This window comes from Arthrobacter sp. UM1 (assembly GCF_020483305.1).
Taxonomy (GTDB): Bacteria; Actinomycetota; Actinomycetes; order Actinomycetales; family Micrococcaceae; genus Falsarthrobacter.
In genome coordinates this window covers 24,631-36,132 of the sequence record NZ_JACWAB010000008.1, presented here as the reverse complement: position 1 = coordinate 36,132, position 11,502 = coordinate 24,631, and the positions used below count along the sequence as shown (strand labels likewise).

General features: G+C 75.0%; 10 protein-coding genes. 8 read left to right on the top strand and 2 right to left on the bottom strand.

Translation table 11 applies throughout. From position 1 onward, the window contains the following. The first annotated feature begins 23 nt into the window (after positions 1-23). From amiA to proC, 8 genes are all read left to right on the top strand, one after another. The gene (amiA, locus tag H9I38_RS10830; RefSeq protein ID WP_264177567.1) at positions 24-125 is read left to right on the top strand and encodes a streptamidine family RiPP; all 102 of its coding nucleotides are present in this window, start codon (positions 24-26) and stop codon (positions 123-125) included. Positions 126-135: 10 nt separating this feature from the next. Next, positions 136-1,086 (top strand): hypothetical protein, encoded by a 951-nt coding sequence (locus tag H9I38_RS09325; RefSeq protein WP_226338551.1) that lies wholly within the window; start codon positions 136-138, stop codon positions 1,084-1,086. Then, complete coding sequence (locus H9I38_RS09320) at positions 1,083-2,039, top strand: CocE/NonD family hydrolase (protein WP_226338550.1); 957 nt, start codon at positions 1,083-1,085, stop codon at positions 2,037-2,039. The genes H9I38_RS09325 and H9I38_RS09320 overlap by 4 nt, the downstream gene beginning before the upstream one ends. Further along, positions 2,036-3,394, top strand: coding sequence for a YcaO-like family protein (locus tag H9I38_RS09315; protein WP_226338549.1), 1,359 nt, complete (start codon positions 2,036-2,038; stop codon positions 3,392-3,394). The genes H9I38_RS09320 and H9I38_RS09315 overlap by 4 nt, the downstream gene beginning before the upstream one ends. Positions 3,395-3,405: 11 nt before the next feature. Beyond that, entirely contained in the window at positions 3,406-4,575 is a 1,170-nt protein-coding gene (locus H9I38_RS09310; protein WP_226338548.1) for a hypothetical protein, read from the top strand. Beyond that, positions 4,572-6,257 (top strand): ATP-binding cassette domain-containing protein, encoded by a 1,686-nt coding sequence (locus H9I38_RS09305; protein ID WP_226338547.1) that lies wholly within the window; start codon positions 4,572-4,574, stop codon positions 6,255-6,257. The genes H9I38_RS09310 and H9I38_RS09305 overlap by 4 nt, the downstream gene beginning before the upstream one ends. After that, positions 6,254-7,912, top strand: coding sequence for an ATP-binding cassette domain-containing protein (locus tag H9I38_RS09300; RefSeq protein ID WP_226338546.1), 1,659 nt, complete (start codon positions 6,254-6,256; stop codon positions 7,910-7,912). Before H9I38_RS09305 ends, H9I38_RS09300 begins: the two co-directional genes overlap by 4 nt. Positions 7,913-8,297: 385 nt before the next feature. Beyond that, positions 8,298-9,149: a pyrroline-5-carboxylate reductase gene (gene proC, locus H9I38_RS09295; protein ID WP_226338545.1), complete on the top strand. Its 852-nt coding sequence runs from the start codon at positions 8,298-8,300 to the stop codon at positions 9,147-9,149. Between the two features lie 152 nt (positions 9,150-9,301). On the opposite strand, the gene H9I38_RS09290 is transcribed toward proC, so the two are convergent. Beyond that, entirely contained in the window at positions 9,302-9,982 is a 681-nt protein-coding gene (locus H9I38_RS09290) for a potassium channel family protein (RefSeq protein ID WP_226338544.1), read from the bottom strand. Continuing rightward, positions 9,975-11,417 carry a TrkH family potassium uptake protein gene (locus tag H9I38_RS09285; RefSeq protein WP_226338543.1) on the bottom strand — a complete coding sequence of 481 codons (1,443 nt, stop codon included), beginning with the start codon at positions 11,415-11,417 and terminating at the stop codon, positions 9,975-9,977. The genes H9I38_RS09290 and H9I38_RS09285 overlap by 8 nt, the downstream gene beginning before the upstream one ends. Positions 11,418-11,502 lie beyond the last annotated feature (85 nt).

The following is an 11,502-nucleotide window of genomic DNA, read 5'->3' as shown; positions in this document are numbered from 1 at the left end:
AATCGAAATGAAAGGTGGACATCATGTCGAACGATGTCATCCGCGAAGTCGAGGAAACCGAGCACCTGGCGCATCTCTCCGCGTCGCACAGCAACGCTCTCGTGGAGAACCCCTTCGAGGCGTAACGGCCTCCGCATGGGGATGGGGCGGGCCCTCGCACTCTGCGGGGGCCCGCTCTCCCCGTTCCTGACCCCGTCCGCCGCCAGCCAGACCGCCGAGGAGGCCGCCGTGGCGCCCCGCCGCACCACACATCCCGCCGCCCAGTCCGCCGACGCTCCCGCCGCCGACCCCGCCCCGGACGTCATCCGCGCCGACGACGGCGCCTTCCTCCGCCTCGGCCCCGCCGCCCGCGACCCCGAGACCCTCCGGTCCGCCCTCGCCGAGCGCGCTGCCCGTCGGCGTCCCGCCCTCGGCCGCATCGACGCCGAAGGGCTGCCCGCGGGCACGCTTCTGCGGCTCGACGCCCTGGCGGGGGCCCTTCTCCGCGGCGCTCCGGGGAGCGATCCCCTTGGCGCTCCGGGGAACGACGACGGCCGGCCCGCCCGCGTGCTGCGCGTCCGGGGTCTCCTGGACCGGGAGGACGCCGACGAGCTCGACGCCTGGGCCCGCAGTCTGGACCGCGGCGTGGAAGACGCGGGGATCGGCGTCTTCCGCGAGCAGGGCGTCCTCTGGGCGATGCCGCTGACGGCGTCCGGCGCAGCCCGGCGCGCCACGGTCCGCGACCTCATGCGCCGCCGCCTCGCCGCCTCGAGCGCCCCGGAGGCCTTCGCCCGCGAGGAGAGCCGCGGGTGGGACCCTCTGACCGGGCCCCACGGCCCTGGGCCCGCCGGCGAGGTGCTGCTCGAGGCGGCACTGCTGCCCCTGGCCCTGGCCTGGATCGCAGAAGCGCTGGACGACCCTGCGGGCCCGCACGCCGTCCGGGCGGATCTCGCCACGGGCAGGCTGAGCCGCCACCCGGTGGTGCCCGTGCCGGACGTGCCCCAGCCCGTGAGCCCTGGGGCTCCCGGCCAGGCAGGATCGGCCGCTCCCGCTGCCCCTTCTGCTGCCTCCCCCGCTCCTGCCGCCTGTGCGGCCCTCGGGGCGTGAGCGCGCCCGCGGCGCGAGAGGCGGAGCCGCGTGAGCCCGAGCCCCTGCACGCTGAGCCCCTGCACGCCGAGCTTCAGGACGGGGCCGTGCTGCGCGGGCTCCTCGTCCGGGCCGCGAACCCGGGGAGGCTCGTGCTCCTGCGCACCCCCTACGGCGCAAGCCGCCATCTGCCGGAGGCCCGGTCCTGGGCCGCGGCGGGGTGGACCGCCGCCGTGCTCGACGTCCGCGGCCGCTATTCCTCGGACGGCGTGTGGGACCCCTACGCCCGCGAGGGGCGGGACGGCGCCGAGGCGCTCGTCGCCCTGACCGCCCAGGGCCTCGGCGGCTCCGGGATCCTGCTCGCCGGATCCTCCTACGGCGCCCACTGCGCCCTGGAGACCTCTCTCGCGTGGGGGAGAGCGCCGGGCGTCGTCGGCGTCGTCGCCATGGTCCCCGCCCTCGGACGGTGGGAGACCGCGCACGCCGCGGACGGCACCCCGCACATCCGGGACCGGATCGGCTGGTGGGCCGAGCACGGCTTCGGCCGGCGCTCCGAGCCCGGCCTTCAGACAAGCGAGCTGGACCGCCTGACGGCCCTCGCCGAGCGGGAGGGCCCCGAGGCCGTGTTCGACGACGAGCGCTGGCGCGCCCTCTGGTCCTCGCCCCGCGTGCCGCCGGCCGAGCGGTACGGGAACGCGGTCCACCCGCTCCTCGCCGTCGGCGGGGACGCGGACTTCTTCGCGGACCACACCCGTGAGCTGGAGGCCGCCTGGGGCGGACCCGTCTCCTCGCTCTGGGGGCCGTGGGGGCACACGCTCGCCGGCGGCCTCCCGCCCGGCCACCCGGACCGGGAGGCGCTGCGGCCGGCAGGCGGCCTCATGGGGGTCGTGCGCCGCTGGGCCCGGAACCCCGCCCGCACCGTCCGCCTCCGCGCCGAGGGCGGACGGCTCATCACCACGGAAGGACACCGATGACGCACTGGCCCCTCGACTCGCTCGTCGACGAGCACACCGGAATCATCCGCCGCGTCCGCGAAGTGCTGCGCCCCGAAGGCGCCCCGGACGCCTACGTCTCCCTCACGGCCGAGGTGGCGGACGCCCGCCGGCTCGGCGAGTGGCCCGCGGACCGGGTCTCGCTCGGAACCACCTTCGGGGACCGGGAGCAGGCGAGGATCGCGGCCGTCGCCGAGGCGTGCGAGCGCTACTGCGGCAACCTCCTGCCGGAGGACCTGCCCGAGGGCACGCGCCGCGAGCTGCGGGAGCAGGGCCGCGAGGTGGTGGAGCTCGAAGGCCTGCCGCGGTTCGCGCCCTGGCAGCTCGAGCGCGAGGGATTCGAGTACGAGGACCTCACCGAGGACACCCCCGCCCTGTGGGCGCCCTGCCGGGAGCGGCTGCCCGACGGCGGCGAGCGGGACGTCCTCGTCCCCGCGAGCCTCGTTTACCTGAACTGGAGGCTGAGCCGCTGGCGGCACCTGCCCCGCGTGCACCACCTCAACTATGCGGGGATCGCCACGGGCCAGGGGCTCGAGGACGCCGTGAGCCGGGCCCTCTACGAGGTGGCGGAGCGGGACGCCCTCGAGGTCTGGTGGCACCTCGACGGCCCCGCGGACGCCGTGGACCCCGCCTCCCTGCCCGGCGTGGCCGAGGCGATGCGGGGGTGCGATCTGGAGTGGAGCGTCGTCGTCATGCCCTCGGAGTTCGCGCCCGCGATGGCGGCGCTCGTCCGCGACCCGGCCACGGGACTCTTCGCGGCGGGCTTCGCCGCGAAGCCGACGGCGGAGGAGGCCGCCCGCAAGGCCGTCCTCGAGGCCGTCCACACATGGATCTACACGAAGGGCACGGCGGAGGCGGACGGCTGGGTCTTCGAGGCGATCGAGGCCGGGCTCATGGCCAAGGGGCTGCACCTGGAGCACCGGGCGGACGGCCGCTACCTCGACTCCGCCGGGGAGCACATGCGCCGCGTCCGGGACCTCGGCGCGCACGTGCAGGTCTGGCAGGACGAGCGCCTGCACTCGCTCGCACGCCGGTGGAGCGCCCCGGGCGGCCGGACGGTCCGGATCGAGGACGTGCCGGACGTGCCCCCGGAGGAGCTGCGGCGGCGGATCGCGGCGAGCGGCCGCTCCGTCATCGTCAAGGACCTCACGACGCCGGACGTGCGGCCCACCGGGCTCGCGGTGGCGCGGGTGATCGTCCCCGGCCTGGTGCCGAATGCGCCGGCCGCGTTCGGCTACTACGGGATGCCGCGCTACCGGCAGGCGGCGCAGGAGCGGGGCTGGCGCGTGCCCGGCGGCCCGGAGGACCTGCTCCTGGCCCCGGCGCCGCACATGTGAGAGGAGAGGGAATGCTGAGCTGCTTCGAGGACAGGCCGCTGCCCGCGCCGGGTCCGCCGGGCCCGCGCGAGGGGGACTGGGCCGCGCTGGGCGCGGAACACGTGCCTCGGGGCTTCCGCCCGGGCGTCGACGCGCGAGCCGGCGAGGTTCCCGCCGACGGGGCGCCCGCCCAGGCAGATCATTCTGCGCAGGCCCTCCGCTTTGTCGAGGGCTGTGCCTGGGGCGCCGAGTTCCACACGGACGCGGCGGGCCGGCCCACGAGCGTCCGCCGCCGCTGGGTCCCCTCCGCCGGAGGGCGCTACCCGCTCCAGTGGCACGTGGACCTGCCCGGGGAGCACCTCGTGGCGAACCCCGAGACGGGCGGCTGGCGGCGGTTCGCCTCCGCAGCGTGGGAGGAGCTCGCGCGCCGAAAGGCCCCCGGCTGGACTCCGCCCTCAGTCGAGGAGGGCACGGTGCGCATCACCCTGACGGCCCTGGAGCAGCGCACGCGGGCGACGTACGGCCACCGAGCCCCCGCCCTCGTCCTCGCGGACGCCGCCTACGCCGCGACCTTCGCCGACGCAGCGCTCGGGATCCGGGACCTCCGGCTCGCGGGCGGGGCCGGGGAGCCGGGAAGCGCGGACAGCGCCCGTTCCTCCGACGAGACGCCCTCCGCTCCTGCCGGGCCCTGGCGCGCGGCCGGAGAGGAGGAGGTCTGCTCCTTCACTGTCCACCTCGCCGCTGGTCTCGCCGCCGGGACCTCCGCAGAGACGGCCGCCCGCGAGGGCGTGTTCCGCCTGCTCGCCTCCCGCCGCTCGCCGCAGCCCCCAGAGCTCGTCGCCCCGGCTCGGCCCGCCCCGGCCCGCACCGCCCCGGCCTGCACTGCTCCGGCTCGCACTCTTCAGGAGAGCGCCGTCCCGCATCCCGGACTCGGCGCCCGGTTCGCGGACCAGCACTGGCTGGACCTCTGCGAGGAGGTGGAGCTCTTCCACGGAGCGCCCACCCGGCAGGGCGTCTGGGACGTCCACACCCGGGCCGCCCGCAGCCTCCTCGAGGGGCTCGCCGCAGGCCGCCAGGCCCGCCCGGTCTCCGGCTGCACGGTATCCCCGGAGGAGGCAGCCCGCGGCCCGGTCCTCCTTCACGCCCTCGCCTGGGCCCCGGCGAGCAGGACGGCGCTCCCGGCCCCGGGAGGCGCCCGATGACCCGCCTCGCCGCGCTCGCGGACGCGGGCATCCGCCGGATCGTGGACGGCCGCATGTGGGACCTCACCGCCGGGCACCGCCGCGACTGCGCCGTGCTCACCGCCCTCACCTGCGCCCGGACCCTCCTCTTCTGGGCCCAGGCCCTCTGTCTCGCGCTCGCCCTGAGCGGCCGGCCCGTGTTCCTCTGGGGGCTCGCGGCGGCCGTCGTCGTGCGCATTCCGGTGGGGCAGGCCGTGGCGCGCCGCGCCGCCGCCTTCGGGGACGCCGCCCGCGCCGAGATGCGGCAGAGGCTCCTGCGCGCGTTCGTGGCGCCCGGGGCGCTGCACTCCTCGGACGCCCGGCTCGGCGCGCGGCGGCTGGCCCTCACGGACGGCGTGGACGGGCTGGACGCGTACCTCAGCCGCTACATCCCCGCCGCGCTGCAGGTGTGGATCCTGTGCCCGGCCGTGGTCATCGTGCTCGCGGTCCTCAACCCGTGGGCCGGGCTCGCGGTCCTCGCCGGGCTCGCGCTTGCGGTGCTCGGCCCCCGGTGGTGGCGCTCCCGCCTCGCCGCCGCGGGCGAGCAGCACTGGGACACCTACGAGAGCCTCAGCGCCGACGTTCTCGAGTCCCTCCGCTCCATGTCCTCCCTCCGCTCGCTCGGGGCGGTGGGCCGCGTCCGCGCCCGGCTCGAGGAGCGCTCGCGGGCCCTCCACGCCCGGACCGTGGCGGCCATGCGCGTCTCCCTCGCGGACACCGCCCTGACCGACCTCGGCATCCAGGCCGGCCTCGGCGCCGCCGCCCTGCTCGCCGCCGTCCAGTCCCTGCGCGGAGACGCGCCGGGGCCCGCGGGGGCGTACGCGGTGCTCGTCCTCGCGAGCGAGGCCTTCCGCCCCGTCCGCGATCTCGCCACCCAGTGGCACGCCGGCTACCTCGGCCTCTCGGCCCTCTCCTCCTTCGAGGCGGCGGGGGCGACGACGACGGCGCTCCGACCGTCCCCGCCTGGCGCCTCCGGCGAGGGCGCCTCGCAGACGGACGGGCCTGTCAGGGCCAGCGCCCCGGCCGGACGCCGCGTCCTCGGAGACCCCGCCCGGGGCCTGCGCGCCGAGGGGCTCGTCTTCGGTTACGAGCCCGGCGCCCCCGTGCTCCGCGGGGCGAGCGCCGCCTGGGAGCCCGGGAGGCTGCACGCCCTCGAGGGCGAGTCCGGCGCGGGCAAGTCCACCCTCGCGGACCTCCTCCTCGGCCTGCTCGAGCCCTGGGAGGGCACGGTCACCGCGCCGCAGCGGCTCGGCGTCGTCGCGCAGCACTCCGTCCTCTTCCCCGGCACCGTGGCGGAGACCCTCCGCACGGACGCCCCGGATGCGAGCGAGGCCGAGCTGTGGCAGGCCCTGGAGGAGGTGGCCCTCGCCGGCGAGGTCCGCGCCCGCCCCGGCGGCCTGCAGGCCGTCCTCGGGGAGGGAGGCCTCGGGCTCTCCGGCGGGCAGCGGCAGCGGCTCGCCATCGCCCGCGCGCTGCTCTCCGGCGCGGACGCCCTCCTCCTCGACGAGCCGACGAGCGCCCTCGACGACGCCTCGGCCGCCGCCGTCCTCGAGGCCCTCCGCCGGGCCGCCCGGGAGCGGACCGTCCTCATGATCGCCCACCGGCCCGAGGCGCTCGCCGCCGCCGAGACCCGGACCGTTCTGGCCGAAGGGAGGCTCGCATGAGAACCGTCTCGGACCTCGCGGCCCTCGTCCCCGCCCTGCGCGGAGAGCGCCGGGGCATCGCCTGGACCCTCGCCGTCAGCCTCGCGAGCAGCCTCGCGCTCGCGGCCCTCGCGGTGGTCACCGCGCACATCGTGGCCACCGCCGTCCTCGAGCGGAGGCTCGACGGTCCCGCCTGGATCGCCGCCCTGCCCGCCCTCGTGCTCCTGCGCGCCCTCCTGACGTGGCACGAGATGGACGTCTCCCACTCGATCGCCTACCGCGTCCTCGCGGTCCTGCGGATGTCCCTCTTCGACGGGTTCGCCCGCGGCGTGCCCTCCCGCGCCGGCGTCCACACGGGCCGTCTCGCGGGGACGGCCATGCGGGACATCGAGAAGCTCGAGTTCTTCTACGCGCACACCGTGGCGCAGATCGGCTCCGCGCTCATCATCGCCGGGGCGGCCCTGCCCGCGGCCTTCGCGGCGGACCTCCGGCTGGGGCTCGTCTGCGCGGGCTCGCTCGCCGCGGTGGTGCTCGTGTCCTGGCTCGCGGGCCGCACGTCCCACCGGCTCGGGGAGCAGCGCCAGGAGGCTGCGGCGGGTCTCTCCGAACGGGTTCTGGACGTCCTCGCCGGCACGCGGGAGGTGCTCGTCTTCGGCCAGGCCGAGCAGGCCCGCCGGACCGTCCTCGGCGCGGCCGCCGAGAGCGACGCCCTCGACGCCCGCCTCCGCCGCTGGCAGCAGCTCGGCGACGACCTCCGCGACGCCGTCGCCGGCCTCACCGTGGTGGGGGTCCTCCTCGTGGCCTTCCGGGTCGAGGGGCTGCCGGCCGTCTGGGCACCGTGCCTCGCCACGGGGGCGCTCGCGGTGCTCGCCCCGCTCTCCCAGGCCGTGGCCGTGACGGCGCAGGTCCAGCCTCTGCGCGCGAGCGCCCGGCGCGTGGCCGAGGGGCAGCGCCTCGCCTCCGAGGGCGTCCCCGAGGGCGTCTCGGAGGCGGGCGAAGGGGCTGCGGCGACGACGACGCCGTCGGCCTCCGCGCCCGCCGGGCCCGTGGGGCTGGAGGCCGTCGGGGTCGGCTTCTCCTACGACGGCCGCACCCCCGTTCCCCTCCCGGACCTGCTCCTGCGGCCGGGGGAGAAGGCGGCGCTCTCCGCGCCCTCGGGGTCCGGGAAGTCCACGCTCGCGCACCTGGCCACCGGGCTCTGGGCGCCCGACGACGGCGCCGTCCGACTCCTTCTGCCCGACGGCTCGGCGGCCTCGCCCACGGGGATGCCCGCGGGGGAGAGGGCGCGGCTCGTCCAGCTCGTGGAGCAGGAGGCGGGGCTGCTGCACGGGACACTCGCGGAGAACCTCCGCCTGGCCCGGCCCGAGGCCACGGACGCGATGCTCGAGGACGCCCTCCGGGCCGCGGGCCTTCCCCTTCCGCTCCAGACCCAGACGGGCGAGGGCGGAGGCTCGCTCTCCGGGGGACAGCGGGCGCGCGCCGCGCTAGCCCGCGCCCTGCTGCTGGAGCCGGGGCTGCTCGTGCTCGACGAGACCACGGCCGCCCTGGATCGCCGCACGGAGGATGACCTGCTGGAGACGGTGCTCGCGCTGGACTGCACGGTGCTCGCGATCTCCCACCGGGAGAGCACCGTGGCCCGCTTCCCGCGGCGCATCCGCTGGCCCGCCCGGACGTGAGCCGGTCCGGGAAGGAGACGGCGCGGGTCTGACCCCCGCGGACATGAGAAGGCCCGGACGGGGACCGGGTTCTCTCAACCGGTCCGTCCGGGCCTGCTCTGCCGGGCGGCTCTCCAACCGTCCCGGCGACTCATCACTCACACCTCCATGAGGCGTCTTCGACTCTAGGAGCCGATCCTTCAGCACAGCCAAGCGGAGTGTGGGCGCTTCCTGGGAAATCCGGCCGTCTGGGCCTTCGGAGGCCGGATCCACGGAGCGCGCGTCCAGATATCCCCGCTGCGTTCACGGGGTGTTCCCCGAAGTCTCAGCATGCTCCCAGCGGAATTCCGGCGCCGGAGCGCGGGAGCAGGTGGCGTGCTCGCCGCCAGTGGGACAGACTCGCAGTATGAGCACCGATACGAGCACCTCGAAGAACATCGCCTTCCTCGGCACCGGCAACATGAACGGCGCCATCCTCCGCGGCGTCCTCTCCGCCGGGTTCCCGGCCGAGTCCGTGCGCGCCACGACCAACTCCCGCGAGTCCGCGGCCGCCCTCGCCGAGGAGACCGGCCTCACCGTGCTCGCGGCAAGCGAGGACGAGGAGGCGAACCGGAAGCTCGCCGAATGGGCCGACGTCGTCGTGCTCGGCGTGAAGCCGAAGGGGATCGTGGACCTCTGCCGGGAGATCGCGCCCGCAGTGGACGAGGACACCGTGGTGGTCTCCGTGGCCGCAGGCGTGACCATCGCGATGATGGAGAAGGCCCTGCCGGACGCGGCGATCGTGCGCTGCATGCCGAACACCCCGAGCACCCTGCAGATGGGCGTCCTCTCCCTCTCCGAGAACTCGAAGACGAGCGAGACGCAGGTCTCCGCCGTGGCGTCCATCCTGGGGGCTGCCGGCGAGGTGGTCCGCATCCCGGAGGAGAAGATCAACGCGCTCATCGCGGTCTCCGGCTCCGGCCCGGCCTACGCGTTCTACCTCGCGGAGGCGATGGCGGACACGGGCGCGCAGCTCGGCCTGGACGAGGACCTCGCCAAGAAGCTCGCCGCGCTCACCGTGCGCGGCGCGGGCGCGATGCTCGGGGCCAACCACGACGCAGCCGCCCTCCGCAAGGCCGTCACCTCCCCGGGCGGCACCACGGACAAGGCCATCACGTCCTTCGACGACGCCGGCATGCGCGAGGCCATCGCCGCCGGCCAGCGGGCCGCGTCCGAGCGGGCCGCCGCGATGGAGAAGGAGCTCTCCGAGGGGGAGTAGGGGCGGACCGGCCCCGGACGGGCCGGGGGCCTGCCCAGGCGGCTTGTGCACCCGGTTCGCCTGCTTGTGCACCCTCTGGTGTCAGTATTTCCCTCGAATCCTGACACCAGGGGGTGCACAAGCGTTTGAAGAGGCGGAAGCGGACCGGCCGGTCAGACCTGCGCCGCGAACCGCTCGAGCAGCTGCACCTGGCCGGCCACGATGAGCGTGTCGTCGCCCGCCACGAACGTGTCCGCCTGCGCGTAGGTGAAGTCCTGGCCCGGCGACTTCACGCCGACCACGGTCACGCCGTACTTCCGGCGGATCTGCGACTCGGCCAGCGTCATGCTGCGGACCTCGCGCGGCGGGTACATCTTGACGATGGCGAAGCCGTCGTCGAACTCGATGAAGTCCAGGAGCCGGCGCCCCACGAGGTGGGCGGCGCGGGTGCCCGCGTCCGCCTCCGGGTAGACCACGTGGTTCGCGCCGATGCGGGTGAGGATCTTGCCGTGGGACGGCGTGATCGCCTTGACCCAGATGTGCTCCACGCCGAGGTCCACGAGGTTCGCGGTGATGAGCACGGAGGACTCGATCGAGGTGCCCACGCCGACGACGGCGGAGGTGAACTCCTGGGCGCCGAGCTGCTCCAGGGCCTCGATGTTGGTGGCGTCCACCTGCACCACGTGGGTGAGGAGGCCGGAGAACTTCTGGACGAGCTCCTGGTCCCGCTCGATCGCGAGGACCTCGCGGCCCTGCTTGACGAGCTGCTGAGCGGTGGCCGCGCCGAACCGGCCGAGGCCGATGACGAGGACGGGGCCGTCGAATTCGCGTTCGGTCTTCGGGGTCTTAGCCAATGATCGGCCTCTCTTCCGGGAAGTGGTACAGGGCCCGGCGCTCGCGCAGGGCGAGCGCGGCGGCCAGCGTCACGGTGCCGACGCGGCCGAAGAACATGAGCAGGGTGAGGACGTACTTGCCGCTCGGCGGCAGCTCCGCGGACAGGTTCGTGGACAGGCCGCACGTGGCGAACGCCGAGATGACCTCGAAGAGGACCCGGTCCAGGCTCTGCCCCGAGATGCGCAGGACGAGCAGGGTGCCCACGGCCACGATGGTGCCGCCCATGACGATGACCGAGATGGCCACGCGCATGGCCCCCGGCGGGATGGTGCGGCCGTAGACCTTGACGTCCTGGTCGCCGCGCGCCTCCGCGAGGATCGCGAGGAACATGACGGCGATGGTGGTCACCTTGATGCCGCCCGCCGTGGACGCCGAGCCGCCGCCCGCGAACATGAGCATGTCCGTGAGGACCATCGTGTCCGAGTTGAGGTGGTTCATGTCCACGATGTTGAAGCCGAGCGAGCGGGCCATGACGGAGGCGAACATGGCGTGGACGGACTTGTCGAACGGGTTGAGGTGCCCGATGGTCCGGTTGTTGTCCCACTCCATGAGCCCCCAGAGCACGGCGCCGACGGCGAAGAGCACGAGGCTCATCTGCACCGTCAGCTTGGCGTGGAGGCTCCACCGGCGGAACGCGAGGCGCTTCTGGATGAGCACGAGCAGGACGGGGAAGCCCAGCGAGCCGATGAACCCGCCGATCATGATGGGGATGAGGATCCAGAGGTCGTACTCGTAGGGGATGAGTCCGTCCGAGTGCGGCGTGAACCCGGCGTTGTTGAACGTGGAGACGGCGTAGAAGACGCCGTGCCAGGCGGCGTCCGGCAGCGACTCCCCGAGCGTGAGGAACCGGACGAACAGCCACAGGGCGATGGCGCCCTCGCAGGAGATGGAGACCGCGATGACGGTGCGCAGCAGCGTGCCCACCTCGCCGAGCGGGCTGCTCGAGTTCATGGCCTCGGCCGCCACGAGCTTGCCGCGCACGCCGAGCCGCTTGGAGACGATGAGCGCGAGGATCGAGGCGAGGGTCAGCGTGCCGAGGCCGCCGATGAAGATGCCGAGGAGGATGACGGCCTGCCCGAACCCGGACCAGTGGTCCGCGGTGGAGACCACCGTGAGCCCCGTGACGCAGACCGCGGAGACAGCGGTGAACATCGCGTCGTGCAGCGGCGTCACGTAGCCCGTCCGGGACGAGGCCGGCAGCATGAGCAGGGTCGTGAAGAGCAGCACGATGAGGATGAACGCCATGATCGCGAGCCGGGCCGGGGAGGAGTTGATGGCCGACTCGATGAGGTTCCGGCTCGAGACGAAGCTCGAGAGCACGGTGCGCTGAGGCCGCGCAGGCGCCGCGACGGCTGTCGACGTCGCCGCCCGCTGGCGCGAGTCGTCTGTCAGCATGCGGCTCCTCGCAGGGACGGGGTCATCGGTGGGCTTTCCGTGGGGAACGGGGCGTCTCGCAGGGCTGGCCGCGGCCGCTCCGGCG

Excerpts from the sequence above, each read along its gene's own strand:
- H9I38_RS09325 (WP_226338551.1), top strand. The coding sequence starts at position 136 with ATGGGGATGGGGCGGGCCCTCGCACTCTGCGGGGGCCCGCTCTCCCCG.
- H9I38_RS09310 (WP_226338548.1), top strand. The coding sequence starts at position 3,406 with ATGCTGAGCTGCTTCGAGGACAGGCCGCTGCCCGCGCCGGGTCCGCCG.
- H9I38_RS09300 (WP_226338546.1), top strand. The coding sequence starts at position 6,254 with ATGAGAACCGTCTCGGACCTCGCGGCCCTCGTCCCCGCCCTGCGCGGA.
- H9I38_RS09285 (WP_226338543.1), bottom strand. The coding sequence starts at position 11,417 with ATGCTGACAGACGACTCGCGCCAGCGGGCGGCGACGTCGACAGCCGTC.
- H9I38_RS09315 (WP_226338549.1), top strand. The coding sequence starts at position 2,036 with ATGACGCACTGGCCCCTCGACTCGCTCGTCGACGAGCACACCGGAATC.
- H9I38_RS09305 (WP_226338547.1), top strand. The coding sequence starts at position 4,572 with ATGACCCGCCTCGCCGCGCTCGCGGACGCGGGCATCCGCCGGATCGTG.
- proC (WP_226338545.1), top strand. The coding sequence starts at position 8,298 with ATGAGCACCGATACGAGCACCTCGAAGAACATCGCCTTCCTCGGCACC.
- amiA (WP_264177567.1), top strand. The coding sequence starts at position 24 with ATGTCGAACGATGTCATCCGCGAAGTCGAGGAAACCGAGCACCTGGCG.